The following is a 24535-nucleotide window of genomic DNA, read 5'->3' on the forward strand; positions in this document are numbered from 1 at the left end:
TGAAGATGCTACTCGGAAACCTTGGCCAGCTCCGGGTACAGTGGGTGGGCTGCGGCCAGCTCCAGAACCCGGGCCTTCAACTCCGGCAACACCCCGGTGTTGCCTTCGGCCCCGGCAATCAGGGTCTGCGCAATGATCTCCGCAACCTCGGCAAACGCCTCCTCGGAGAACCCGCGGGTCGCCAACGCCGGGGTGCCGATCCGCAACCCGCTGGTAGTCATCGGCGGACGCGGATCAAACGGCACCGAATTGCGGTTCACCGTGATCTCCACCTGCGCCAGCAGATCCTCGGCCTGCTGCCCATCCAGCTCGCTGTGGCGCAGGTCCACCAGCACCAGGTGCACATCCGTGCCGCCGGTCAACACGCTGATGCCCTTGGCGGCCACATCGGCCTGGGTCAACCGCTGCGCCAAAATCCGCGAACCGGCCAAGGTGCGCTGCTGGCGCTCCTTGAACTCCGGCGACGCGGCGATCTTGAACGCCACCGCCTTGCCCGCGATCACATGCTCCAGCGGGCCACCCTGCTGGCCAGGGAACACCGCCGAGTTCAGCTTCTTGGCGATCTCCGCATCACTCGACAGGATGATGCCGCCGCGAGGGCCTGCCAGGGTCTTGTGCGTGGTCGAGGTGACCACATGCGCATGCGGCACCGGCGACGGGTGCAGCCCCGTGGCGACCAGGCCGGCGAAATGCGCCATGTCCACGAACAGGTACGCACCGACCTTGTCCGCGATTTCGCGGAAGCGGACGAAGTCCAGCTGGCGAGGGTAGGCCGACCAGCCGGCCACGATCATCTTCGGCTGGTGCTCGATGGCCAGGCGCTCGACCTCGTCCATGTCCACCAGGTTCGTCTCCTCGTCCACGCCGTACGGGACGATGTTGAACAGGCGGCCGGAGAAGTTGATCTTCATGCCGTGGGTCAAATGCCCGCCGTGGGCCAGGTTCAAGCCCAGCACGGTATCGCCCGGACGCACCAGCGCGTGGTAGACCGACGCGTTGGCCTGGGCCCCGGAGTGCGGCTGGACGTTGGCGAACTTCGCGCCGAACAGTTCCTTGACGCGCTCGATGGCCAGGGTCTCGATGACGTCGACCTCTTCGCAGCCGCCGTAGTAGCGGCGGCCCGGGTAGCCCTCGGCGTACTTGTTGGTCAGCACCGAACCCTGAGCCTGCATCACGGCCTGGGCCGTGTGGTTTTCCGAGGCGATCATTTCCAGGCCGCGCTGCTGGCGGGCCAGCTCGGCATCGATACGCTGCGCGACCTCTGGATCCAGCTCGGCCAGGGACTGGGTCAGCGATGCCGGTGCCAGTGATTCATAAGTCTTGTTGCTCATTACTCGACGTTTCCACCGTTCGCGCTTGCGTAGTCGGCTGCGGAAAGCAGCGGGCCTTCGGACTCGACCTCGACGGTGAACAGCCAGCCTGCGCCGTATGGATCCTCGTTCAGGATGGCAGGGTTGTCCGCTGCTTCCTGGTTGACCTCGACGATGGTGCCGGTGACCGGCGAGTACAGGTCGGAGACCGACTTGGTGGACTCGACTTCGCCGCAGGTCTCGCCGGCGGTGACGGTGTCGCCGACCTCTGGCAGGTCTACGTAAACAACGTCGCCCAGCGCGTCGGCAGCAATCTGGGTGATGCCGATCTTGGCTGGGGACGATGCGTCGATCCACTCGTGCTCGGCCGAGTAGCGCAACGATGACAGAACTTTACTCACGATTTTTCCTCTCCCAAGGGGAAATAGGGGGCGTTAGGCTATGCCCTCTTTGTTTAACGTTACTTGGCGCGCGTGTAGAACGGCAGTTCCACGACAACAAATGGCAAAGTCTTACCTCGCAGGTCGACTTCCAGCTCGGTGCCCACTTCGCTGAAGGCCGCATCGACATAGCCCAGGCCGACCGGGTAGCCCAGGGTCGGCGAAGGCTGGCCGGAGGTGATCTCTCCGATGACGGCGCCGTCCTTGACGATGGCGTAGCCGCCGCGGCCTGCGCGCTTGCCCAGGCCCTTCAGGCCCACCAGCTTGCGGGCAGGGGTCTGCTCGCGCACTGCCTCCAGCGCGGAGCGGCCGACGAAGTCCTCTTCCTTCTTGAAGGAGACCACCGCGCCGAGGCCCGCGTCGAACGGGGTGCGCTCCAGCGAGAGCTCGTTGCCGTACAGCGGCATGCCGGCTTCCAGGCGCAGCGAGTCGCGTGCGGCCAGGCCGCACGGAACCAGCTCATGGTCCTTGCCGATCTCCACGATGGTGTCCCACAGGCCGGCGGCGTCGGCGTTCTTGATGATCAGCTCGAAGCCATCCTCGCCGGTGTAGCCGGTGCGGGCCAGGATGGCGTCCACCCCGCCGAGCTTCGTGTAGGCGGCCGAGTAGTACTTCATCTCGGTGACGATAGCTGCGCCGGCCTCGTCGGCGGCGAGCTTGGCCACGATGGCCTCGGCGTTCGGTCCCTGGACCGCGATCAGCGATTCATCAGCGGAAGCGTCCTGCACCTGCGCGTCGAAGCCCTCGGCGCGCTTGGCCAGCTCGGCGGCGACCACCGGGGCGTTGCCGGCGTTCGGCACCACCAGGTACTTTTCGTCTTCCATGCGGTAGACGATCAGGTCGTCGATGATCTTGCCAGCTTCGTTCAGGATCAGCGAGTACTTGGCCTTGCCGACCTTCATCAGGGCGAAGTTGCCGGCCAGCGCGGTGTTCAGCGCGCTGGCTGCCTGCGGGCCGGAAACCCAGACCTCGCCCATGTGGGACAGGTCGAACAGGCCCGCGGTGGAGCGCACCGCCTTGTGCTCTGCCAGTTCCGAACCGTACTTCAGCGGCATGTCCCAGCCGCCGAAGTCGGTGAAGCTCGCGCCCAGGGCTTCGTGCTTGCCGTGCAGCGCGGTGTGCTTGGTGATGGTTTCAGTCATTGCGATGTTCCTAGACTTCGAAGGCTTCTGGAGCAGGGCAGGAGCAGATGAGGTTGCGGTCGCCGCCGGCGCCGTCGATGCGGCCCACCGCAGGGAAGTACTTGTCCACCTTGAGGCTGGCGACCGGGAAGGCTGCCTGCTCGACGGTGTACTTGCGGTCCCAACCACTGTTGACCACTGCCGCCACGGTGTGCGGGGCACGGCGCAGCGGGGATTCGGCCAGCTCGTAGACGCCGGCCAGCACTTCTTCCATTTCCTGGCGGATGGTGATCATGGCTTCGATGAAGCGCTCGATCTCTGCCAGGTCCTCCGACTCCGTCGGCTCCACCATCAGGGTGCCGGCGACCGGGAAAGCCAGGGTCGGTGCGTGGAAGCCGAAGTCGATCAGTCGCTTGGCCACGTCTTCTGCGGTGACGCCGGTCTTGGCGGTGACTTCGCGCAGGTCCAGGATGCACTCGTGCGCAACCAGTTCCTTGTTGCCGGTAAACAGGATCGGGAAGTGCTCATTCAGGCGCTTGGCGATGTAGTTCGCGTTCAAGATCGCGTGCTTGGTGGCGCTGGTCAGGCCCTCGCTGCCCATCATCGCGATGTAGGCCCAGGAGATCGGCAGCACACCGGCCGAGCCGAAGGCGGTGGCGACCACTGGCACGCCGTCGCGCTCGGAGTAGGTGCCCGAGGCGTCGCCCGGCAGGAACGGCACCAGGTGCTCGCCCACGCCGATCGGGCCGACGCCCGGACCGCCGCCGCCGTGCGGGATGCAGAAGGTCTTGTGCAGGTTCAGGTGCGAGACGTCGCCGCCGAACTTGCCCGGCTGGGCGAGACCCACCAGGGCGTTCATGTTCGCGCCGTCGATGTAGACCTGTCCCCCGGCGTCGTGGATCTTGCCGCAGACCTCGCGCACGTCGGCGTCGTACACGCCGTGGGTGGACGGGTAGGTGATCATGATCGCGGCCAGCACGTCCTTGTTGGCCTCGATCTTGGCATCCAGGTCGCCGGCGTCGATGGTGCCGTCGGCTGCGGTCTTGACGACCACAACCTTCATGCCGGCCAGCACTGCCGAGGCGGCGTTGGTGCCGTGGGCCGAGGCGGGGATCAGGCAGACGTTGCGCTGCGACTCGCCGCGCGAAGCATGGTAGTCGGAGATCGCCAGCAGGCCTGCGTACTCGCCCTGGGACCCGGCGTTCGGCTGGATGGAGACGCCGGCGTAGCCGGTGATCGCGGTCAGGCGGCCTTCCAGGTCGGTGATCAGCTCGCGCCAGCCGGCGGTCTGCGCTGCCGGGGCGTACGGGTGGATGGAGGCGAACTCAGGCCAGGTGATGGATTCCATCTCGGCGGCCGAGTTCAGCTTCATGGTGCACGAGCCCAGCGGGATCATGGTGCGGTCCAGGGCCAGGTCGCGGTCCGAGAGGCGGCGCAGGTAGCGCATCATCTGGGTCTCGGAGGAGATGGTGTTGAAGATCGGGTGGGTCAGGTAGGCGCTGGTGCGCACCTGGCCCTCGGGGATCTCGAAGCCTTCCGGTGCTGACAGTTCCACGCCGAAGACGCCGGCCAGGGCCTTGACGGTGGCGGAGGTGGTGGTCTCGTCGGTGGAGATGCCGACCTGGGTGCCGGAGACCTTGCGCAGGTTGATGCCTGCATCGTTGGCCTTGGCAATGACTTCCTCGGCGTCCTTGACGGTCACGACCACGGTGTCGAAGAAGGCCTGCGATGCCAGTTCGAAGCCGCCGGCGACCAGGGAGCTGGCCAGCACGCGGGCGTGGTTGTGGGCGCGGGTGGCGATCTGCTTCAGGCCTGCAGGGCCGTGGTAGACGGCGTACATCGAGGCGCAGATGGCCAGCAGCGCCTGGGCGGTGCAGATGTTGGAGGTGGCCTTCTCGCGGCGGATGTGCTGCTCGCGGGTCTGCAGGGCCAGGCGATAGGCGTTGGTGCCGGCGTCGTCGGTGGAGACACCCACCAGGCGGCCCGGCATGGAACGCTCAAGTCCCTTGGCCACGGCCATGTAGGCGGCGTGCGGGCCGCCGAAGAACAGCGGCACGCCGAAGCGCTGGGTGTTGCCGACCGCGATGTCGGCTCCCTGCTCGCCCGGGGCAGCGATCATGGTCAGCGAGAGCAGGTCGGCGATCACGGTGACCATCGCGCCGGCGGCCTTGGCGGCGGCGATGACCTCGGCGTGGTCGGCGATCGAGCCGTCGTTGCCCGGCTGCTGCAGCACGATGCCCGAGATGTCGCCTTCCGGCAAGCCCGCGGACAGGTCGGCGACCTCGACCTCGAAGCCCAGCGCATCGGCACGGCCCTGCACGACCTTGATGGTCTGCGGGAAGATGTTGGAGTCCAGCACGGTCTTGCCGTTGGACTTCTTCTTGTTGGCGCGGCGCATCATCAGCACGGCTTCGGCGGCGGCGGAGGATTCGTCCAGCAGCGAGGCGTTGGCGATCGGCATGCCGGTCAAGTCCATGACCATGGTCTGGAAGTTCAGCAGGGCTTCGAGGCGGCCCTGGGAGATCTCAGGCTGGTACGGGGTGTAGGCGGTGTACCAGGCCGGGTTCTCGACGATGTTGCGGCGGATGACTGCCGGGGTGATGGTGTCGTAGAAACCCTGGCCGATCATCTGGGTCTTCATGACGTTCTTGGATGCCAGCTCACGCAGGTGGGCCAGTGCCTCGGTCTCGGTCAGTGCATCCGGGATGTCCAGAGCGGCATCTTGGCGGATGTCGGCGGGAACTGCCGTGTCGATCAGCTCGTCCAGGCTGTTGTAGCCAAGGGTCTGGAGCATGGTCTCGACGTCGGACTGACGCGGGCCGATATGGCGGGACACGAATTCGCTGTTCGTGTTAGCAGAAGTCTGCGTGATGGTCATGGTGCAGGTGTCTCCATGGGGATCTGTCTTGGCGCATGCCAAAGGAAGGTCGCTGTCCCTCCCCATCCCTGTTGCACAACCTGAGAGTTTTACGCAGCCGGCCTACCAAACCGGTTGCTTGCACCTTCGGTGAACCGGAACAGGCCGGTTACTTTCCAGAGTTGCCTCTTGATGGCGGTACGGGTGCCTGAGAGTTTCCTGGGGAGGAATTGCTCCTACGGCGCCCGTCCATGGTGTGAACGGGACTCTCCCGCCATCCTTCTATGGCGTCGGTTGCGGGCCAATGACCCACAACACACCTCCCATGGTACCCGCCCCGGGGCCAACTGCAAACAATCTTTCGGCCCCGGAGCCCCTGCATGACGCGCGCTAGCTGCTTTCCGCGCCCAGCCGGATGTAGTCCGGGTATTTTGCGCTCAGGCTGTCCCCCGAGGAAGTGCCTGTCAGGCGGCGTTTGACCCATGGAGCCAGGTATTCCCGGGCCCAGCCGAGGTCCTGGCGCAGTTTCTGACCGCGGGCGTTCACCGCAGCCGCTGGCAGCACCGGAACTTCGATGTCGGAGGACCAATTGCCCTCGGTGACGCCATGGGTTCCGAGCACGTCCAGCACCTTGGCGGCCATGAGCGTGTGGCCGGCGGTGCCCATGTGCAGGCGGTCCACGGCCCAGTAGCGCACGTCCGAGAATTCGCGCCAACGCCAGTAGTCGGCGACCAGCGTGTTGTAGCGGTCGGCGATCTCGCGCACCTTTTCGTTGTAGATCGCGGTGCGCGGGCGGGTCTTGGAGAACAGCGGCGAGTCGACGGTGTCGAAGCCGGTGAACAGCAGCACGGTGATCCCGGCATCGGCGAAGCGCTTGACCATGCTGTCGTAGCTGCGCATCAGCGCCTCGAGGTCGGCCTTGGGCCGCAGGATGTCGTTGCCGCCGGCGTAGAGGGAGACCACGTCGGGCTTCATGGACAGCGCCTGGTCCATCTGCTGGTTGATCACCTGCCCGATCTTCTTGCCGCGGATCGCGAGGTTCGCGTATTCCCAGTCGCCGCGGGCGCACAGCACCTCGGCCACCCGGTCCGCCCAGCCGCGCACTTGGTTGGGGCGCAGCGGATCGTCGTCGCCAACGCCTTCGGTGAAGGAGTCCCCCATTGCCAGAAACTTTGCCATGCTCTTCCTCCTAGCCCTTGGCCTGCATCATTTTGCCGATAACCACCTGGCGCGCCAGCTGGCTGAGCTGCACGCCCGTGGAAATGCTCTTCTCGCCCTCGTTGCGCGACGGAATGTAGGCGAAGCCGAGCTGGTAGGCCGGATCGGCGAAGGCCAGCGAGGAGTTCGCCCCGTCGTGGCCGTAGGCGAAGATCGAACCATAGTCGTTGCGGGCGGTGGCCTTCATGAATCCCAGGGCAAAGGCCTGGAGCAGCCCGTTGGTGCGGTCGTGCCCGTAGACGAGCTCCGCGGATACCCGGGACCAGGTGTCCTCGCTCAGGAACCCCCGGGCGGCGCCAAGTGAGGGCACCGGGCCGAAGGAGGCCGCGTAGATGGCCGCCAGCGACTGGGCATCGGCGACGCCGCCCATGGAGGCCGGGCCGAGCCTGCGGACCTGCCGGGAGTTGGCCAGCTCGTGCCAGTTGTAGACCGGACCGCTGTCCAGCGCGAACCCGGAGGCCGAGTTGACTGCCAGGCCTGCCGGGGAGAAGGGGTCGAAGAATGCCGGTTCGGCCGGGGCGGCGGGGAGCACGTCACGGTAGCGCGGTTCCAGCGAGTCGTCCTGCCCGATATACGCGTCCACGCCCAGGGGCTTGCGGATGCGTTCCTCGAAGACCTCTTTCAGCTCTTTGCCGGTGACCCGGCGGACCAGTTCCTCCATGAGCACACCCATGGTGATGGCGTGGTAGCCCACGATGTTCTGGCCCAGCGGCCAGATGCTCGGCATGGTGGCGAGGATCTTGGCATATTCCGAGGAGTTCAGCAACACCTGACTGGGCACCCCGCCGGGGACGCCCAGCACTCCGGCCTGGTGGCTGAGCACTTCCCCGACGCTCAGTTTGCCCTTGCCGTGGGTGCCGAATTCGGGCCAGTAGTCGGTGATCGGGGCGACCGGATCGATCAGCCCGTCCTGGACCAGCAGGGCGATGACCAGTGCGCTGAGCCCTTTGGTGCAGGAGAACACGCAGGTGAGCGCATCCCCCGAAAGGTGCTCCCCCACGCTGTGGCTCAACACCAGGGCGCCGCGGTGGTACACGGCCAGCTGCGCCGAGTAGCCGTCCTCCACTGCGGCACGGCCCTGCAGCGCCTGCGCGAGCGGGGCAAAGTCGTCAGTTATGACCGATTCCATCTAAATCCTTCGAAAGCATGTCTCTTTGCAACTAACACTAGTAGCCGCAGCGGAAATTCGCGTTCTCCGGCGAAATCATGCCTGAACCATAAGTTCCTCAAAGAGCCATTCTCAATAAACGGAGGAATAACCTCCGAAAAGGCCGGAACGACAAGCATTTATTGCTGTTAGCATAGTGATCGATTTCGCCCATTGAATAGACGACGACAAAATATGTCGCATTCTTCAGCTCGAATCGAAGATTGGAAAGGCTCATCCGCCTATGACTGCAACCCGAGAAGACTCAACTCCAGGCGGACAACCCGCCGAACTCAAGCGGGTCATCGGCCCCAAACTCCTGATGTTCCTCATCATCGGCGACATCATCGGCGCAGGCATCTTCGCGATCACCGGCAAGGTCGCCGGACAGGTCGGCGGCGCCGCCTGGCTGCCGTTCCTGATCGCCTTCGCCATTGCGACGCTGACCGCCTTCAGCTACATGGAGCTGGTCACCAAGTATCCCCACGCGGCGGGCGCTGCTTTGTATATTCACAAGGCTTTCGGCATCCATTTCGTCACCTTTCTGGTGGCCTTCACGGTGGCCTGCTCCGGCATCACCAGCGCCGCGACCTCGGCCACCCTGGTTGGGCAGAACCTGCTGATCGGCTTCGGCCAATTCATCGAGGGCGTGCCGACCACACCCGAAGCCGGTATGTTCGCCGCCATCGCGATCATCGTGATCCTGGCCCTGATCAACCTGCGCGGCGTCGGGGAATCGGTCAAGTTCAACATGGTGCTCACGGTGATCTCCCTGGGCATCATGGCAGTGATCATCTCCATCGGCATCGGCGCCATCGCCAGCGGCCACGGCGACATCAGCCGACTGGTGGTCTTCGAGGCCCCCGAGGACCGCAGCCTGTTCGCAGCGGTCACCATGGGCACCGCCATCGCGTTCTTCGCGATGGTCGGCTTCGAGGATTCGGTGAATCTGGTCGAGGAAACCAAGAACCCCAACAAGACCTTCCCGCGCATCATGCTCATCAGCCTGGGCATCTGCGCCGTGATCTACATGCTCGTCGCGGTCACCATCATCATGGTGATCCCCACCGGCGACCTGCTGAACCCGAAGAATCCTGACGCGGGCATCCTGCTCGATGTCGTGCGCATCGGCGCCCCGGGCCTGCCGGTGGACGCGATCTTCCCGTTCCTGACGGTCTTCGCCGTGGTCAACACCGCCTTGATGAACATGCTCATGGCCAGCCGCCTGCTCTACGGCATGGCCCGCCAGGGTGTGCTGCCGCAGGTGCTGGGCAAGGTGCATTCCAAGCGTCGCACCCCGACGCTATCGATCATCTTCACCACGCTGCTGGCCATCGCGCTGGTGGTCTACGTGAACCTGGATACCGAAAGCGGGATCGTCGGCTCGCTCGGCGGCACCACCGCCCTGTTGCTGCTGGTGGTCTTCACGATGGTCAATATCGCACTGCTGGTGCTGCGCCGCGACAAGGCGCCGGAGGATTCCTTCCGCGCACCGACGATCATCCCGATCCTCGGCGCCGCCACCAGCGCTTTCCTGATCGGGCCATGGGCCCGCTCGCGCGCGGACTGGGTGCAGTATGAGATTGCGGGGCTGCTGCTGGCCCTTGGCGTCGCGCTCTGGGCGGTCAACTGGCTGGCCAACCGCATCAACTACAAAAAGGGCAACATCTCCTCGGGGCACTTCTAGCAATCCGCCCCGGCAAAACGGCAAAGGCACGAACCGTGCGGGGTTCGTGCCTTCGCCGTTTGGGGCGGGATGCCCATCGCCTTGCGGCTACTGCTGGACGGTTTCCTGGCGGAAGCGCAGCTTCCAGCCGCTCTCGGTGCGCTGCCACCATGAGGAGACCACGAGGATCGTCGAGCCCTCGACCTTCATGCGGTAGGCCAGCAGGGCCAGATCCCTGTCGACCTCGCGGGCGGTGAGCACCTGCACCTCGCCGGTGGCAGGCAGCTGCGCCCCGGCTTCGAGCTGGGTGCGCACCGTGGCGACATCCAGCAGCCCGCCACCGCGGGTGACTTCCTGGTATCCCGGATGCAGGAAATCGCTCAGCTCGGCGAAGCTGGTGCGGATCTGCGGGTCGAGGAAGCCCAGTTCAAGTTCATAGATCGTGGCAGCCGTATCCTGGGCGGACTTGGGAGCGGTTGCTTCAGCGGGGGCGGCAGGGGCTGCGGTGGAAGCTGCCGCGGCAGATGCCGCTCCGGCGGTGTAACCGGGGCCCGGGTCCGGCGCAGTGCCTTGCTGGTGCGCGGTGGCGGCGGCACGGGCACGGTCGTCGGCAGCTTCGTTCAGGTCATGCCCGGCGTGGCCCTTGACCCATTCAAAGGTGTACTTGCGGTCCTTGATCGCCGCATCCAATTCCTTGAGGATCTCCTGGTTCAGCACCGGTTTGCCGTCGGCCTTTTTCCAGCCGCGCTTTTTCCATCCCGGCATCCACTTGCTGATGCAGTTGATGGCGTACTGGGAGTCGCACAGGATCTTCAGTTCCTGCTCCGGGTACTGGGCGGTGGCGCGGAAGAGTTCGAGGACCGCCTGCAGCTCGCCCATGTTGTTGGTTCCATGGTCCCAGCCGCCGGAGGCCCAGTTCGCCTCGTCGATGTACCAGGCCCAGCCTGCCGGGCCGGGGTTTCCTAGGGCTGATCCGTCTGCCGCTGCGGTGATCGTCATGGCTTTAATCCTGCCACCTGACCTCCCCCGCCGCCTAAAGAGACGTGCGAAGGCTCCGGAGTCCTTGCGCCGCGCCAACGCCGCGGCGCTGGCGATGGTCCGTAGGATGGTGAACTGTGAAAAAGATTCTGCCGCTCCTCGTTGTTGCGACCCTGGGCCTGGCCGCCTGCTCGGGTCCGTCGCCCGACGACCTGCGCCGCAGCGATCCCGAGGGCAGCACCGCGTGCATCCACTACGGCGGCAGCCTGACCGCCCCGGGCGATATCGGGCAGACGAATCGGCAAAAGGCCGCCGAGCATGGCTCGGCGGCCTCCACCGATTCGATCCGCAACGCGGTATCGACAGATGCATCAGGTCAGCCCGTGATCACCGACGACGAGGCGTTTGCCGCGGCGTGCGAGCAGCAGGGCTTCGACTTCAAGAGGTAGCCCGACCGCTGCCGGCTATTTTCCTTCCAGCGGGTACAGCGGGTTGTGGCCTGCTGCGACGCGTTCCTCGGTGCGGACTTCGCCCGGAGCGGTGCCGCCCAGGAATGGGCCGTTGTCCGCCAGCTCGTCGCGGTTATGGGATTCGAGCCAGTTGGACAGGTCCGGGCCTTTGGGCACGATCTGCGTTGGATTGATGTCCTCGTGGACCTTGTAGTAGTGGTCCTTGATCTGCTCGAAGTCCACGGTGTCGCCGAAGCCCGGGGTCTGGAACAGGTCGCGGGCGTAGCCCCAGAGGTTCGGCATCTCGATCAGCTTGTTGCGGTTGGCCTTGAAGTGTCCGTGGTAGACCGGGTCGAAGCGGGTCAGCGTGGTGAACAGGCGCACGTCGGCTTCGGAGATGTAGTCGCCCATGAGGAAGCGGCGGGTGGCCAGGCGTTCTTCGAGGTAGTCGAGGGTGGTGAAGATCCGGTCGTAGGCGTCCTCATAGGCGGCCTGCGTACCGGCGAAGCCCGCACGGTAGACGCCGTTGTTGACCTCGGTGAAGATGCGCTTGATCAGCGGGAGCATCTCGTCGAGCTGGTCCTCCATGACCAGGTCCGGGGCTCCTTCGCGGTGGAACTGCTTCCACTGCGTGGAGAAGTCCCAGGTGATCTGCGGGTAGTCGTTGGTGACCACCGCGCCGCTGGGGATGTCCACGATGGCCGGGACGGTGATGCCACGGGGATAGTCGGCGAAGCGCTTGAAGTAGTTCTCCTGCAGGCGTTCGGTGCCCAGCACCGGGTCCTTGCCGCCCTCGTCCAGATCAAACCGCCAGCTGCGCACGTCGTGGGTCGGACCTGGCAGGCCCACCGAAATCGCATCCTCCAGGCCCAGCAGGCGGCGCACGATCAGCGTGCGGTTGGCCCACGGGCAGGCGCGGGCGGCCACCAAGCGGTAGCGCCCTGCTTCGACCTGCCAGAGCTGGGCGCCTTCGCCCAGGGCCGCATTCGGGTGCCCGATCTTGCTTACCGGCTCCCCGTGGGAGAACGCCTCCGGCCGCGGATCGGCAACGATGCGGTCCTGGATGTAGTTGGTATCGCGCGTGAATTCACTGCCCGTGACGTACGCGCCCTTGGTTGAATAGTCCTGCGACATGCTCGATCCTCCACAATCTTTGGCTTGGTTGCCCGCTCTGGGGCAAGTTCTCGGGTGATACGGCAAACGGCGGGAAGGCCTGGTACAAGCTTCCCGCCGTTTGCACTTGAACGCTAGGCCGTTCAGGCAGCGTGCAATTAGGCGCTGACGGATGCGGCGGCGCGCACCGAATTCATGGCTTCGGTCCAGGCCAGCAGCTGCTCGAACATCGGCTGCACCGAAGCGGCGCCCTCCGCGGTCGGCTTGAAGTTCGAGAAGTTCTCGAAGTCGGTGAACAGGGAGAACAGGCCGGTCTTCTGCACGTGGGCTACCTGCAGCTCGGAGAGGATGCCGCGCAGGTGCTCGATGGAGCGGGCGCCCAGGGCCGAACCGTAGCCCACCAGGCCGGCGGCCTTGTTGTTCAGCTCGACGTTGATGTAGCTCAGCGCGTTGGCCAGCGCAGGGGAGACCGAGTGGTTGTACTCCGGGGTGACGAAGATGTAGCCGTCGAACTCGTTCATCTTGGCGGCCCAGGCCTTGGCATGCTCGCCCTGGTAGTTCTGGTAGGCGGCCGGGAAGGCTTCGTCCAGCACCGGCAGGTTGAAGTCCGCGATGTCTACAAGCTCGAAGTCGGCGCCGCCAAATGCCTGCGCCTGCTCCAGCACCCACTGGGCAACGCTGATGTTGTTGCGGCCTGGACGAGTAGAACCGGTAACGATGGCGATCTTCGACATAGTATTTTCTCCTTGGGGAAGTTCGTGCGCCGAACTCTTTAGTTGATGCGTCATCAACTCTTGCTAAATCCAACAATACCAGAGATAATTGATACGTCAACAAATGAGCGCGGACCCGCAGCATGCCGGGTACGCCACGTAGAGAAGGAGCGCCCACGGATGGCTGCCGATGAGACCCGCTGGCTCGATGACAAGGAACAGGCCCTCTGGCGGATTATCCGCGAGTTCCTGTGGCAGTTCCCCAGCGCCATGGACCGCCAGTTGAGCGTGGATTCGAGCATGCAGACCGGCGAGTACTCGGTGCTCGCGGTGCTCTCCGAAGGACCCGCCACCTCCCTGCGCCCGGCGGACATCGCCGACAACCTGCGCTGGGACCGCTCGCGGCTGTCCCACCTGCTGCGCCGCATGGAAGCCAAGGGCATGATCACCCGCTGCTCGGATTCAACCGACCGCCGCGGGCAGCAGATCGAACTGACAGAGGCCGGATGGAAGACCATCCGCGAAGCCGCCCCGAGCCACGTCACCTTCATCCGCGAAAAGCTGTTCGACTCGCTGGACCAGCACGAACGCGCAGCGCTCGAAACCGCGCTGCCCAAGATCCTCGGCGCCCTGGAGACTTGCGAGTCCGACCCGTCCTGCAAGGCGTCCGTCCCCGGCGGCCCGCAGGACTGCGAAGAGGACTAGCCGACCCTGTCGGCGAACTCGCTGTTCGCCACGAGCCGGGCGAAGCGCCCGCCCTGCTCCACCAGCTCGGCGAAGGTTCCGGATTCGACAATCCGCCCGCTATCGAGCACCACGATGCGGTCGGCCCGCAGCACCGTGCTCAGCCGGTGCGCGATCAGCAGCGTAGTGCGCCCGACCGCCAGCTCGTCCAGCGCCTGCTGCACCAGCGCCTCGGTGACGGTATCCAGCGCACTGGTCGCCTCGTCGAGGACCAGCACCTTGGGCCGGCGCAGCATGGTGCGCGCGATGGCAAGGCGCTGCTGTTCCCCGCCGGAGAAGCGGTGTCCGCGCTGGCCCACCGCGGTTTCCAGCCCGTCGGGCAGCGAGCGGATCAGCTCGGCGATCTGCGCCGCTTCCAGCGCCTGCCACAGCTCGGCCTCGCTGGCCCCCGGCGCCGCCCACAACAGGTTCTCCCGCACCGTGGTGTGCAGCAGGTAGCTTTCCTGCGCCACCACCGACACCGCCCGGGAAACCTGCTCGGGGTCCAGCTCGCGCAGGTCGACCCCGTCGAGCAGCACCCGCCCCGAGGTCGGATCCAGCAGCCGCGGAAGCAGCGAGCCCATGGTGGATTTGCCCGACCCGGTCGCCCCGACCACCGCTGTCATGGTTCCCGGCTCCAGCACCAGGTCCAGCGCCTCCAGCGTCGGCGCGGCAGCCCCGGGGTAGCGGAAACCTACCCGCTCCAGCACCACTTCCCCGCGCATCGCCGCGGGATCCAGCCGGCGCGGATGCTCGGGCAGCGGCAGCGCCTGGTCGGTATCCAGGTATTCGAAGACCCTGCCGAACAGCGCCATCGCGGAGATCCACTGCACCGAGATCTGCATCAGCCCCATGACAGGCCGGAAGATGCCTGCCTGCAGCCCGGTGAAGGCCACCAGCGTGCCGATGCTCATCCCGTCGCCGGTGGCCGGCAGCCCCGCCACCAGGTACAGGACCGCGGGAATCACCGCGAAGATGATGCTCATGGCCGCCATGCGCCACCGTCCGGCCAGCGCGCTTTTCATTTCAAGGTCGATCAGCCGGTGGCTGGACTGCGCAAAAGCCGACGCGTCGGCGGCGCCGGTGCCCATGATCTTGGACAGCCGCACCCCGGAGATGCTCAGGCGTTCCTCGATCAGCGAGGTCAGGTTCGACATTTCACGCTGGCGCCGGCCCGTGACGGCGCGGCGCAGCCGGGCGGTCTGCCGGGCCAGGATGATCGCCGGCGGCAGCACCACCAGGGAGATCAGGCTCAGTTTCCAGGAGATCGCGACCATGGCGCAGGCCGTGGCGACCACGGTGGTCAGGTTGGAGGCGATGCTGGTCGCCGAGTTCGTGATCACCGACTGCATCTGGCCAACGTCGTTGATAAGCCGCGACTGCACGTCGCCGGATTTGGAGTTGGTGAAGAATCCCAGCGACTGCTTCTGCAGGTGGGTGAAGAGCCCAGTGCGCAGCCCGTGCATGACCCTCTGCCCCATCAGGGTGGCGCGCCAGGTCTGGACCACCTCCAGCACCGAGGAGACCAGGGCGATCAGCACCAGTCCCCCGGCGCCGGCGAGCAGCAAGTCCACCTCCCGGTTCGGGATGGCGACGTCGATCAGCTCGCGGATGATGAAGGGCTGGGCCAGTCCGATGAGCGAGGAGGCGACGATCAGCAGCACCACCACGATGACCGTGCCCAGATGCGGGCGGAAGAGCGCGGCGATGCGCTTGACGGAGACCGGGTGCTCAGCCAGCCACTTCTTGTCGTCGGCGCTGCGCGCCGCCGAAGCCGGCGGCCTTCCGCCGCCCATTGGCGCCATCGGGTGCATGGGTGCTCCCTTCCACTGGTTGTTCCACTGTGGATTACAGAATAGCAGAGGTTACCTCACTATGTGGTTACATCTTGAAACTGTTCGGGAAAACACACTATCCTTGACCCTATGCACACCGATGAGTCCAAGCCTGACTTGACCGATCTATTCCTGCAGGCGTCCCGGACCATCCGCGGCCGCTGGCGCGACAGCCTGATCCCCGCGGGCGTCACCCCGCACCAGTCCCGGGTGCTGTCCATCCTGGGCCGCGCCGAGGAGCAGGGGCTACGCAACTCCCAGCTGGCTGAGCGCCTGCACATCGCTGCGCGTTCGACCACCGAGGTGGTGGACCAGCTCGCGGCCAAGTCACTGGTGCTCCGCACCCCGGATCCGGGCGACCGCCGCGCTACCTTGATTGTGCTCAGCGACGCCGGCCGGGAGCTGCTCGGCGAGCTCTCGGCGCTGCGCAAGAGCAGCATGGACGGCTACTTCGACAAGCTCGGCGCCGAGGACCGCGAGGAGCTCACCCGCCTGCTGGGCATCCTGAACCGAGAGAACCCCCGCCCTCCGCGCGCCGGGACCTGCAAGCCGGGCACCGCAGACCGGACCGCCAACTGACCCCGTCCCGGCGTGGAATGCGCAGAGGCCCCCGCCTGCCGGCGATGTTTCCGGCGGGCGGGAGCCCCTTCCAGCGTGCGGAGGAAGGCTAGTTCTCCTGCTTGCCCCGGCGCCAGTAGCCCATGAACGCCACCTGCTTGCGGTCGATGCCCGCGTCGCGCACCAGGTAGCGGCGCAGCTCCTTCACGGTGCCAGCCTCCCCGGCGATCCAGGCGTAGAACGGGGCGGACTGGGCCTGGCCGGTTTCCCACAGGATGTCCTCGTCCACGTTGATGTCCTCCGGGTCCGCGGTGGTCTGCACCACGCCGGCGCCCGGGATGGCCACGGCGCCGCGGACCGCGTCGCGCAGCAGCGAGCCGTGCTCCGCGGTGCCGCGCGTCAGCCACTGCACGGAAATGCCCGAGCGGGTGGTGGTGCCCAGGATGTCGGTGGTTTCCGGCACCTCGATCAACGCGTGACCGGTGACGTTGGCCGGCAGCGATTCAAGGATCGCGCAGATGGCCGGGGCCGCGGTCTCGTCGCCGGCCAGCACGATGCGGGACGCGGCACCCGGGCGGAATTCGATGCCGCCATAGCTGTCGTCGGTCAACGCCTTGTTCGGACCCAGCAGCAGCAGCGGGTCGCCCGGCTGCGCGCGGTCGCCGAACTCGGTGGCAGGACCGCCCTGCAGCCGCCCGTCCACCACCTTGCCGTGCAGCACGAAGTCGATGTCCAGCTCCGGGGTCGTCCCCAGGTTGTCGCGGTGCCCGGCTTCGCGGAACGCGCGCACGGTGTAGGTGCGCATGTAGCCGCGCTGCGCGGGGTCGATGGCCAGCCAACGCTGGTACCAGCCCAGCTGCTCGGCTGGGCTGGTCAGCGCATCCGGGCGCAGGCTGGCGATTTCGCTGTTCGGCCCGAAGCCTGCCTCCGGCGGCAGCAGCAGCTTGATGCGCATGTCCAGCGGGTGGCTGTTGGTGCCGAAGTCCTCCAGGTCCGCGCCGCCCACGGTGAGCCGGCGGAAGGACGGGGATAGCTGCTGGCTGCGCAGGACCGTGGTCTGGAAGGCCAGGGTCTGCAGATGCTCGCGCGCCGGGCGGGCGAGGTTCGGGTCCGTCTCGGCGACGGCCCGGGTGGCGGCCTGCGCCTCCTCCTCGACCACCGCGGAGTCCTGCTCCAGGCCTTCGGCCAGCGCCCGCGGCTCGTTGACCGGCGCGTCGCCGCGGAAGATGCCGTTGGCGGCGAGCACCGATTCGGTGCGCAGCACACGCTGGCGGCCGATGGGCAGCACCAGCGGGGTGCCTGCCACCGGGTCCGGGATGACGCGGCTGGGCATGCCGAACACCGCCTTGACCGTCTTCTCCGTGACCACCTCGGTGGGGTGCCCGGCGGCGTAGATCTTGCCGTCCTTCAGCGCCACCAGGTAGTCGGCGTAGCGGGCTGCCAGGTTCAGATCGTGCAGCACGATGACCACGGTGATGCCGCGGGTGCGGTTCAGCTCGCTGACCACGTCCAGCACTTCCAGCTGGTGGGCCACGTCTAGGAAGGTGGTGGGCTCGTCGAGCAGCAGCAGGTCGGTTTCCTGGGCCAGGGCCATGGCGATCCATACGCGCTGGCGCTGGCCGCCGGAGAGCTCGTCCACCGGGCGGTCGGCCAGGCCGGCGGTGCCGGTCAGCTCCATGGCGCGGTTCACCGCCGCCTCGTCCTCGGCCGAGAAGCGCTTGAACAGGCCCTGGTGCGGGTAGCGGCCGCGGCTGATCAATTCGCGGGAGGTGATCCCGTCCGGGGCGGTGGGCGACTGCGGCAGCAGGCCCAGGGTCTTGGCGACCTCCTTGGCCGGCTTGGAGTGGATGTCCGCACCGTCCAGCAGCACCTGTCCCCCGGCCGGCTTCAGCAGCCGAGACAGGGCGCGCAGCAGCGTGGACTTGCCGCAGCCGTTGGCCCCGACCACGATGCTCACCTGCCCGGCGGGGATGTCCAGTGACAATTCATCGACGATGGTGACCTTGTCGTAGGCCAAGGTCAGCCCGCTAGCCTGCAAAGTGGCCATGGGTTATCCCCCGTTTCCAGTAGAGTTGGCGCGCACCAGCACCCAAATGAGGAACGGTGCGCCGAATGCGCCGGTGATAACGCCCACCGGCAGGTTGATCTGCGCGAACAGGTTCGCGGCAAAGAAATTGGCGACCACTACCAGTGTCGCACCGGTCAGCCCGGCGAGCGGCACATGGATCGCAGAGCGGGACAGCGCGGCGGTGATCGGGCCGGCCAGGAAGGCAACGAAGGCCAGCGGCCCGGTGACGGCGATGGGGATCGCACCCAGGGCCACCGCGGTGAAGACCAGCAGCACGCGGGCCCGTCCCACGTGCAAGCCCAGCGCCGCCGCGGCGTCCTCGCCCAGCTCCAGCAGCTTCAGCTGCCTCAGCACCACCGGCAGCAGGAAGATTCCCGCCGCGCCGACGCCGATGCCCAGCACCGCCGCGCGTTCCCAGGTGCTGGCGGACAGCGAACCGGTCAGCCAGCGCATCGCGTCGCTGGCGGTGTTCACCTCAGTCTGGGTCAGCAGGAACTGGATCAGCGCCTGCAGCATGGCCCCGATGGCCAGGCCGGCCAGGATCAGCCGAGAACCGGTGCGCTGGCCCGAGGCCGACAGCCAGTAGATCACCGCGGCCACGGCCAGGCCCCCGGCGAGCGCGAAGGCGCTCAGCTTCCAGTCGTTCACGCCGAAGACGATCATCGCGGCGATCGCGGCGGCCGAGGCGCCGAAGCCCACGCCGATCACGTCGGGGCTGGCCAGCGGATTGCCCAGCCAGCGCTGGAAGAGCGCGCCGGAGATGCCCAGCCCGGCCCCGGCCAGCGCCCCGACCACCAGCCGCGGCAGCCGGTCCTCCATGAGGATGAAGCTGGTGCCGGGCACGCTCGCCCCGCCCAGCACCTGCAGGACCTCGTCCACCGGGAGCCGGTCGCGGCCCCAGAAGATGTAGGCGGCGGCGGTGGCCAGCAGCACCAAGAGCATCCACAGCGCCGCGATGCGCACCCGCGCGGAGCGGCGGGCCGCGACGCCGGTGGGCCGCCCCGGCTCGTGCCGCCGCGTGGACTGCTCGATGGCGCTCATAGCTTCACCGACTTCATGCCGCTGCGCATCATGATGATGAAGATCGGCCCGCCGAGCATGGCGCACATGACACCGACCTGGATCTCGCTTGGCGGGAGGACCAGCCGTCCGGCGGTGTCCGCGAGCAGCAGCAGGATCGGCCCTGCGAGCAGGCTGGCGGGCATGATCCAGCGGTAGTCCCCGCCCACCAGCAGGCGCACCGCATGCGGGATCATCAGGCCGACGAAGGCGATGGGCCCGGCCACGGCGGTGGCGGTGCCGGCCAGCAGCACCACGCCGACCGAGCCGAGCAGGCGCGCACGGTTCACGTTGATGCCCAGGGCGATCGCGGTGTCCTCGCCCATGGCCACGGCGTTGCAGGCGCGGGCGGTGGACAGCACAACCAGCGCGCCGACGGCGATGACCGGCACTGCCAGCAGGTAGGTTTCCAGGCTTCCGCCGGACAGCGAGCCGATCTGCCACATGCGGAATTCATCCAGCGTGGACTTGGAGATCATCAGAATGGTGTTGGTGATCGAGCCGACGCCCACGGCCAGCGCCGCACCGCCCAGGGCGAGCTTGATCGGGGTGGCGCCCTCGCGCCCCACGCTGGCGACCACGTAGACCAGCGTCATGACCAGCGCCGCGCCGAGGAAGGCCGCCGCCATGACCAGCGGCAGCGAGGCCGCCCCGGCGAGCGCGACCACAACCACCACGGCCAGCGAGGAGCCGGCGTTCAGGCCCAGGATCCCGGTGTCCGCCAGCGGGTTGCGGGTCAGCCCCTGCAACCCGGCGCCGGCCAGGCCCAGGGCGGCGCCCACCACGATGGCCCCGACGGTGCGCGCCATTCGTGATTGCACCACCACTTGGTCCCCGTCTGCGGGGTCGACATTGGACAACGCGGCCAGCACGCTGTCCAGGCCGACGTTGCGGGCCCCGAGCAGCAGCGAAGCGAGGACGGCAGCTGCCAGCACCAGCACCAGCAGCGCGAGGGCACCGAGTTTGCCTCCCAGCCCGGGGCCGGAACGTTGCGCTGCGGGGCGCAATGTACTTTCGGTTGCGGTCATTGCTTCCTACACTCGTTGTCATGGATCATGTTTCTGCGCCCACAGTTCTGGCGCCCGGCATTGCCGTGCTGCGTGCCGACAACCCTTCGGAAATGACGCTCGACGGGACCAATACCTATCTGCTGTTCGCCCCCGAGGCGAGCCTTGCGCCCGGGACTCCGGTGATCGTGATCGATCCCGGCCCCGAGCTGGAGCCGCACCTGCAGGCGCTGGCCGCCTACGACGTGCAGCTGGTGCTGATCACGCACCGCCATCCGGACCACACCGAGGGCATCGACCGCCTGAGCGAACTGACCGGGGCCCCGGTGCGTGCCTTCCTGGAGCAGTTCTGCCGCGGGGCCGAGGTGTTCGCGGACCGGGAGGCCATCGAGGCTGCCGGCACCGCGGTGCGGGTGGAATTCACTCCCGGGCATACCTCGGACTCGGTCTGCTTTGTGCGCATCGGCGCCGAGGAGCACCTGTTCACCGGGGATACCGTGCTGGGCCGGGGCACCACCATCCTGGAGCACCCCGATGGAACGCTGTACGACTACCTGTCCTCGCTGGAGCGCCTGCTGGAGCTGCCGGACATGCCGCTGCATCCCGCCCACGGCGAGCAGCACCGGCAATCCCACCCGCTGCTGGAGGGATACCTGGCGCACCGGGAGGACCGGCTGAACCAGGTGCGCGCCGCGCTGGAGAAGCTCGGCAAGGCCGGGGCGGACGCAAAGCCAGCAGAGCTGCTGGATCTGGTCTACCCCGACCTTGACCCGCGCCTGGCCGGCGCGGCGAGTCATTCCCTTGAGGCGCAATTGCACTACTTGTCGCGAACTGCCTAAGGGCTACTTGGCGGCCGCCGCGTTCTCGGCGGCCTTCACGATATTCGGCACCACGTGCTCCAGCGCCCATTCGATGGACAGCGGGGAGGCCGCGGAGATGGACAAGGTGGCCTGGTCGGTACCCGGCAGGGCCACCGCGTCATTCTTCACGGCGGGGATCTGGCCGTACAGCGGCTGGGCCTTGACGATGTCGTCCACGGTGTTTCCTGCCACGGCGGAGGCGAAGACGACGTCCGCGTCCCATTCGTTGACCTTTTCCGGGGAGACGGTGAAGTAGAAGGCGTCCTTGGCGGCGTTCTCATCCACGTACGGCGCCTGCTTCATGCCCAGCGCGGTCAGGAATCGCGGACGGGTGTCCCCGGTGGAGTACACGTAGGAGGTCTCCGGCGAGGAGAGGTCGGCCGCGATGAAGGTGGAATCCTTCAGCACCGGGTTCTGGTCCCCCACGGCCGCCATCTTGCCCTCGATCTCCGAGATCAAGGCGGTGGCCTGGTCCTGCTTGCCCAGCATCTGGCCCGCCGCTTCGGTGGCGTCCTGCCAGCTGGTGGTGTAGTTGGCTTCGATCGGCCCGACGACCTTGGCGATCTTTTCCAGCTTTTCGTATTCTTCCTGCGTCATGCCCGAGTACGGGGCGAAGATGACGTCCGGCTTCAGTTCGGCGATGCCGGTGAAGTCGATGCCGTCGGCGATGTCGAACTGCTTCGGGGCCTTCTCGGAGCCGATGGACGCGCCCAGCTCGGCCAGCGCGGCGTCCTTCCAGTCCGTGGAGTTGTTGGCGTTCTGCCCGTAGGTGTCGGTGTCCATGCCGGCCGGCACGGTGTCCAGTGCCAGCAGGGTGTCGGCGTTGACCCAGGAGATGGTCGCGATGGTTTCCGGCACCTCGGTGATTTCGGTTTCCCCGTAGATGTTCTTGATGGTCACCGGGCTGAAGTCTGCCGAGGCCGACGGCGCGGCCGAGGAATTGGCGCCGGGTTCGGCGCTGGAGCCGCAGGCGGTCAGGCTCAGGGCGAGGATGGCGGCGGAGGCGGCGAAGATGCCGGTGCGGCGCGAGATATTCATGGGCGGGGTTATCCAGACTATGCGAGGTTCCGTGAACTGTGAATTCGAATAGGTAAGGCATGCCTACCCGAACCACAGGTCACAATACGCGTTTTCGTCCGCATTACGCAACACGGTTAATCCCTAATCGGAGAAAATCTGGGCTTTTCGGGTATCCGTCCCCTACCTTGGAGCCCCGGAAATACCTGCTAGGCGCGCTCGGCGAGCAGCCGGCGGGGGTTGGCCACGCTGATGGCCGCGCGGATCAGCACCAGGCCCAGCACCACGGCCAGGATGACCACCAGCACCGTCAGCGGCTTGATCAGCACCGCAACGCCGGCCAGCGGCAGGACCAGCACCACCGAGGCGATGGCAAAGCCGATCGAAGCGGTCAGCGCCGGGATCATCAGCGATTTGGTACGGGCCGCATTCATCACCTCGTAGCCCATGCCCAGCTTGTGCAGTCCGTCGTAGAGGTCCGCGCGGTCCAGGGTGCTGGCGCTCTGCGAAATCGAGGCCGACGCGGCCACGCAAACAAAAGTAATAACCAGGGTCAGCAGCACGCCGGTGAGGATGTCCTGCGGCAGGTAGTCGAACCAGGTGCCGGTCGACTCCTGACCGTTGCCCATGCTCATCAGCGCCGCCCCGCTGCCGCCGACCACGGCGACGAAGGAGGCCATCGCGACGCCTGACACCTGGCGCCAGGATTCGCCGGGGTTCTCCAGGATCATGCGGGCCGCCAGCAGCTGCTCCGGCTTGACCGCCTTCTTCAGCTTGCTCCGCCCGACCGTGGCCACCAGCCACGGCCCTGCCAGGTTCAGCACCAGCAGGCCGAAGCCGAAGCCCAGGATGATCACCGCGATGATGGTGCCGAATTCCTGGCTCACCACACCGATGTTGGTGAAGACGAAGTAGAGCAGCGCCACCGAGCCCACCGTGACCAGCACCCGGATCCAGCTGGGCACCGGCACGCTTTGCCGGGTGGCCACGGCCAGCGGGGTGATGATGAGCTTGCGCAGCCCGGCCAGCGAGCTGATCACCGCCAGCAGCACGATGATTACCACCGCGATGGCCACCGCCCACCAGGGCAGGTAGATGGCGTCACCCAGCGGCGCGCCCTGGAAGCGGGTCATCGCCACCAGCGGCGAGGAGGCCAGGTACAGCACCACGCCCGCCAAGGCCCCGGCCAAGGCGGTGCCGGCGGCCTGCAGCAGCGAGACGCTGCGGATCTGGCCGCCGGTCGCGCCCAGCAGCCGCAGAGAGGACAACGCGCGGTCCTGCGTGCGCGCCGACAGCCGGGCAGCGGCCGAGCCGAGCACCATCAGCGGCACGGCCAGCAGCACCACCGCGAATCCCGCCAGCGGCAGGTAGGTCGCCTGGGCTTCGCGTTCGAAGCTGGTGAACGAGTAGGCGCCGCCCAGCACGATCAGCAGCATCGCGCTGACCATGGCGTAGGCGCTGACGGTCAGGATCTGCGACGAGCTGCGCGTCGAGGAGGGACGGCCCAGCATCCAGGCCAGGTGCACCGAATTCATGACCAGGCTCCTGCCTGGCGCTCCTGGCGCGCCGTGCCGTCCAGCAACCGGCCGTCGCTCAGGTGCACGATCCGGTCGCAGCGTTCGGCCACCGTGCGGTCGTGGGTGACCATGACCAGCGACTTGCCGGCGCCGACGGTGCAGTCCAGCAGGGTTTCCAGCACCTCGGCGCCGGTGGCCGAGTCCAGCGCTCCGGTCGGCTCGTCGGCGAAGACCACGCTGGCACCGGTCACCTGGGCGCGGGCGATGGCCACACGCTGCTGCTGGCCGCCGGAGAGCTGCCCGATGCGGCGCTCCTCCATGCCCGCCAGCCCCAGCTGCGCCAGCGCCCGGGCGGCGCGGTCCATCGCGTTGGAACGCGGCACCGCGTTGATCATCAGCGCCATGGCCACGTTCTCGATGGCTGTCAGCTCCGGGATCAGCAGCCCGGATTGGAATACGAAGCCGAAGGCCTCGCGGCGCAGCTTGGTGCGGGGCTTGTCCTTGAGCGATTCGATCTGCACCGGGGCGCTCCCCGGCAAATTCAGCGTGATCTGCCCGGAGTCCGGCAGGTCGATTCCGGCCAGCGCGTGCAGCAGGGTGGACTTGCCGGATCCCGACGGGCCCATGATGGCCAGCGACTGGCCCAGCTGGATGTCGAGGTTCACGTTGTCCAGGGCAGCGGTGCTGCCGAAGTTGCGGTACAGGCCGCGGGCGGAGATGACTGCCGGGCGTCCCAAGGAATTTTCTAGCATGCTTCCATGTTTTCAATGTCGGCGGCCGGGCGCATCGTCTCGGGGAGCGAAACCGGCCGGCCCGGGCACATACCCTGGTATGAGGCCCGCGCCTCGCGCTCCATCCCCCGGCAGGAGGAACACCGGA

At 66.9% G+C, this 24535-nt stretch carries 21 protein-coding genes and 1 riboswitch; of the genes, 5 read left to right on the forward strand and 16 right to left on the reverse strand.

Translation table 11 applies throughout. The features are described 5' to 3' along the window. Positions 1–8: 8 nt before the first annotated feature. From glyA to ACTX90_RS13850, 6 genes are all read right to left on the reverse strand, one after another. Entirely contained in the window at positions 9–1331 is a 1323-nt protein-coding gene (gene glyA, locus ACTX90_RS13825; protein ID WP_443442259.1) for a serine hydroxymethyltransferase, read from the reverse strand. Beyond that, positions 1331–1711, reverse strand: coding sequence for a glycine cleavage system protein GcvH (gene gcvH / locus ACTX90_RS13830; protein WP_113608166.1), 381 nt, complete (start codon positions 1709–1711; stop codon positions 1331–1333). Before gcvH ends, glyA begins: the two co-directional genes overlap by 1 nt. 59 nt (positions 1712–1770) lie before the next feature. Beyond that, a complete protein-coding gene (gcvT, locus tag ACTX90_RS13835; protein WP_047119949.1) occupies positions 1771–2892 on the reverse strand; it encodes a glycine cleavage system aminomethyltransferase GcvT in 1122 nt (373 codons plus the stop codon). 10 nt (positions 2893–2902) lie between these two features. Next, positions 2903–5749: an aminomethyl-transferring glycine dehydrogenase gene (gene gcvP, locus ACTX90_RS13840; RefSeq protein ID WP_443442260.1), complete on the reverse strand. Its 2847-nt coding sequence runs from the start codon at positions 5747–5749 to the stop codon at positions 2903–2905. Positions 5750–5914: 165 nt separating this feature from the next. Next, positions 5915–6012, reverse strand: a riboswitch (glycine riboswitch). A 106-nt stretch (positions 6013–6118) separates the two neighbouring features. Continuing rightward, on the reverse strand, positions 6119–6907 hold the full coding sequence (locus ACTX90_RS13845; RefSeq protein WP_053798675.1) for an SGNH/GDSL hydrolase family protein: 789 nt from the start codon (positions 6905–6907) through the stop codon (positions 6119–6121). A gap of 10 nt (positions 6908–6917) precedes the next feature. Beyond that, complete coding sequence (locus ACTX90_RS13850; protein WP_443442261.1) at positions 6918–8075, reverse strand: serine hydrolase domain-containing protein; 1158 nt, start codon at positions 8073–8075, stop codon at positions 6918–6920. 262 nt (positions 8076–8337) lie between these two features. Here ACTX90_RS13850 and ACTX90_RS13855 point away from each other — a divergent pair, with 262 nt between their 5' ends. Then, positions 8338–9780 (forward strand): APC family permease, encoded by a 1443-nt coding sequence (locus ACTX90_RS13855; protein ID WP_047119952.1) that lies wholly within the window; start codon positions 8338–8340, stop codon positions 9778–9780. An 87-nt stretch (positions 9781–9867) separates the two neighbouring features. Here the strand turns inward: ACTX90_RS13855 and ACTX90_RS13860 are convergent, their stop codons facing one another. After that, positions 9868–10758 carry an RNase H family protein gene (locus ACTX90_RS13860; protein WP_113608165.1) on the reverse strand — a complete coding sequence of 297 codons (891 nt, stop codon included), beginning with the start codon at positions 10756–10758 and terminating at the stop codon, positions 9868–9870. Between the two features lie 116 nt (positions 10759–10874). Here ACTX90_RS13860 and ACTX90_RS13865 point away from each other — a divergent pair, with 116 nt between their 5' ends. Further along, complete coding sequence (locus ACTX90_RS13865; RefSeq protein ID WP_047119954.1) at positions 10875–11186, forward strand: putative periplasmic lipoprotein; 312 nt, start codon at positions 10875–10877, stop codon at positions 11184–11186. A gap of 15 nt (positions 11187–11201) precedes the next feature. Here the strand turns inward: ACTX90_RS13865 and ACTX90_RS13870 are convergent, their stop codons facing one another. Next, positions 11202–12320 (reverse strand): glutathione S-transferase C-terminal domain-containing protein, encoded by a 1119-nt coding sequence (locus tag ACTX90_RS13870; protein WP_053798679.1) that lies wholly within the window; start codon positions 12318–12320, stop codon positions 11202–11204. A 137-nt stretch (positions 12321–12457) separates the two neighbouring features. Then, the gene (locus ACTX90_RS13875) at positions 12458–13033 is read right to left on the reverse strand and encodes an NADPH-dependent FMN reductase (protein ID WP_053798680.1); all 576 of its coding nucleotides are present in this window, start codon (positions 13031–13033) and stop codon (positions 12458–12460) included. A 159-nt stretch (positions 13034–13192) separates the two neighbouring features. Here ACTX90_RS13875 and ACTX90_RS13880 point away from each other — a divergent pair, with 159 nt between their 5' ends. After that, positions 13193–13717 carry a MarR family winged helix-turn-helix transcriptional regulator gene (locus tag ACTX90_RS13880; protein ID WP_047119957.1) on the forward strand — a complete coding sequence of 175 codons (525 nt, stop codon included), beginning with the start codon at positions 13193–13195 and terminating at the stop codon, positions 13715–13717. On the opposite strand, the gene ACTX90_RS13885 is transcribed toward ACTX90_RS13880, so the two are convergent. Next, positions 13714–15549, reverse strand: coding sequence for an ABC transporter ATP-binding protein (locus tag ACTX90_RS13885; RefSeq protein WP_113608163.1), 1836 nt, complete (start codon positions 15547–15549; stop codon positions 13714–13716). The two genes, ACTX90_RS13880 and ACTX90_RS13885, sit on opposite strands and share 4 nt — an antisense overlap. Before the next feature lie 111 nt (positions 15550–15660). On the opposite strand from ACTX90_RS13885, the gene ACTX90_RS13890 reads away from it, so the two are divergent. After that, the gene (locus tag ACTX90_RS13890) at positions 15661–16149 is read left to right on the forward strand and encodes a MarR family winged helix-turn-helix transcriptional regulator (RefSeq protein WP_047119959.1); all 489 of its coding nucleotides are present in this window, start codon (positions 15661–15663) and stop codon (positions 16147–16149) included. Between the two features lie 88 nt (positions 16150–16237). Here the strand turns inward: ACTX90_RS13890 and ACTX90_RS13895 are convergent, their stop codons facing one another. From ACTX90_RS13895 to ACTX90_RS13905, 3 genes are read right to left on the reverse strand one after another with little or no spacing between them, the layout of a single operon-like run. Then, on the reverse strand, positions 16238–18175 hold the full coding sequence (locus tag ACTX90_RS13895) for an SIP domain-containing protein (protein ID WP_443442262.1): 1938 nt from the start codon (positions 18173–18175) through the stop codon (positions 16238–16240). Positions 18176–18178: 3 nt separating this feature from the next. Then, positions 18179–19237 carry a FecCD family ABC transporter permease gene (locus ACTX90_RS13900; RefSeq protein ID WP_053798685.1) on the reverse strand — a complete coding sequence of 353 codons (1059 nt, stop codon included), beginning with the start codon at positions 19235–19237 and terminating at the stop codon, positions 18179–18181. Beyond that, positions 19234–20283 carry a FecCD family ABC transporter permease gene (locus tag ACTX90_RS13905; protein ID WP_047119961.1) on the reverse strand — a complete coding sequence of 350 codons (1050 nt, stop codon included), beginning with the start codon at positions 20281–20283 and terminating at the stop codon, positions 19234–19236. Before ACTX90_RS13905 ends, ACTX90_RS13900 begins: the two co-directional genes overlap by 4 nt. 20 nt (positions 20284–20303) lie before the next feature. On the opposite strand from ACTX90_RS13905, the gene ACTX90_RS13910 reads away from it, so the two are divergent. After that, positions 20304–21101: an MBL fold metallo-hydrolase gene (locus tag ACTX90_RS13910; protein ID WP_047119962.1), complete on the forward strand. Its 798-nt coding sequence runs from the start codon at positions 20304–20306 to the stop codon at positions 21099–21101. Between the two features lie 3 nt (positions 21102–21104). Here the strand turns inward: ACTX90_RS13910 and ACTX90_RS13915 are convergent, their stop codons facing one another. The 3 genes from ACTX90_RS13915 to ACTX90_RS13925 form a co-directional block, all read right to left on the reverse strand. Beyond that, positions 21105–22160, reverse strand: a complete 1056-nt coding sequence (locus tag ACTX90_RS13915) for an ABC transporter substrate-binding protein (protein WP_047119963.1) — start codon at positions 22158–22160, stop codon at positions 21105–21107. Positions 22161–22348: 188 nt separating this feature from the next. Beyond that, positions 22349–23674 carry an FtsX-like permease family protein gene (locus ACTX90_RS13920; RefSeq protein WP_443442263.1) on the reverse strand — a complete coding sequence of 442 codons (1326 nt, stop codon included), beginning with the start codon at positions 23672–23674 and terminating at the stop codon, positions 22349–22351. Next, positions 23671–24408 (reverse strand): ABC transporter ATP-binding protein, encoded by a 738-nt coding sequence (locus tag ACTX90_RS13925; protein ID WP_047119965.1) that lies wholly within the window; start codon positions 24406–24408, stop codon positions 23671–23673. The genes ACTX90_RS13920 and ACTX90_RS13925 overlap by 4 nt, the downstream gene beginning before the upstream one ends. Between the last annotated feature and the right edge of the window lie 127 nt (positions 24409–24535).

This window comes from Glutamicibacter soli (genome assembly GCF_052322135.1).
GTDB classification, from domain to species: Bacteria; Actinomycetota; Actinomycetes; order Actinomycetales; family Micrococcaceae; genus Glutamicibacter; species Glutamicibacter soli.

Excerpts from the sequence above, each read along its gene's own strand:
- glyA (WP_443442259.1), bottom strand. The coding sequence starts at position 1,331 with ATGAGCAACAAGACTTATGAATCACTGGCACCGGCATCGCTGACCCAG.
- gcvT (WP_047119949.1), bottom strand. The coding sequence starts at position 2,892 with ATGACTGAAACCATCACCAAGCACACCGCGCTGCACGGCAAGCACGAA.
- gcvP (WP_443442260.1), bottom strand. The coding sequence starts at position 5,749 with ATGACCATCACGCAGACTTCTGCTAACACGAACAGCGAATTCGTGTCC.
- ACTX90_RS13845 (WP_053798675.1), bottom strand. The coding sequence starts at position 6,907 with ATGGCAAAGTTTCTGGCAATGGGGGACTCCTTCACCGAAGGCGTTGGC.
- ACTX90_RS13850 (WP_443442261.1), bottom strand. The coding sequence starts at position 8,075 with ATGGAATCGGTCATAACTGACGACTTTGCCCCGCTCGCGCAGGCGCTG.
- ACTX90_RS13855 (WP_047119952.1), top strand. The coding sequence starts at position 8,338 with ATGACTGCAACCCGAGAAGACTCAACTCCAGGCGGACAACCCGCCGAA.
- ACTX90_RS13860 (WP_113608165.1), bottom strand. The coding sequence starts at position 10,758 with ATGACGATCACCGCAGCGGCAGACGGATCAGCCCTAGGAAACCCCGGC.
- ACTX90_RS13870 (WP_053798679.1), bottom strand. The coding sequence starts at position 12,320 with ATGTCGCAGGACTATTCAACCAAGGGCGCGTACGTCACGGGCAGTGAA.
- ACTX90_RS13875 (WP_053798680.1), bottom strand. The coding sequence starts at position 13,033 with ATGTCGAAGATCGCCATCGTTACCGGTTCTACTCGTCCAGGCCGCAAC.
- ACTX90_RS13880 (WP_047119957.1), top strand. The coding sequence starts at position 13,193 with ATGGCTGCCGATGAGACCCGCTGGCTCGATGACAAGGAACAGGCCCTC.
- ACTX90_RS13885 (WP_113608163.1), bottom strand. The coding sequence starts at position 15,549 with ATGCACCCGATGGCGCCAATGGGCGGCGGAAGGCCGCCGGCTTCGGCG.
- ACTX90_RS13890 (WP_047119959.1), top strand. The coding sequence starts at position 15,661 with ATGCACACCGATGAGTCCAAGCCTGACTTGACCGATCTATTCCTGCAG.
- ACTX90_RS13895 (WP_443442262.1), bottom strand. The coding sequence starts at position 18,175 with ATGGCCACTTTGCAGGCTAGCGGGCTGACCTTGGCCTACGACAAGGTC.
- ACTX90_RS13900 (WP_053798685.1), bottom strand. The coding sequence starts at position 19,237 with ATGAGCGCCATCGAGCAGTCCACGCGGCGGCACGAGCCGGGGCGGCCC.
- ACTX90_RS13905 (WP_047119961.1), bottom strand. The coding sequence starts at position 20,283 with ATGACCGCAACCGAAAGTACATTGCGCCCCGCAGCGCAACGTTCCGGC.
- ACTX90_RS13910 (WP_047119962.1), top strand. The coding sequence starts at position 20,304 with ATGGATCATGTTTCTGCGCCCACAGTTCTGGCGCCCGGCATTGCCGTG.
- ACTX90_RS13915 (WP_047119963.1), bottom strand. The coding sequence starts at position 22,160 with ATGAATATCTCGCGCCGCACCGGCATCTTCGCCGCCTCCGCCGCCATC.
- ACTX90_RS13920 (WP_443442263.1), bottom strand. The coding sequence starts at position 23,674 with ATGAATTCGGTGCACCTGGCCTGGATGCTGGGCCGTCCCTCCTCGACG.
- ACTX90_RS13925 (WP_047119965.1), bottom strand. The coding sequence starts at position 24,408 with ATGCTAGAAAATTCCTTGGGACGCCCGGCAGTCATCTCCGCCCGCGGC.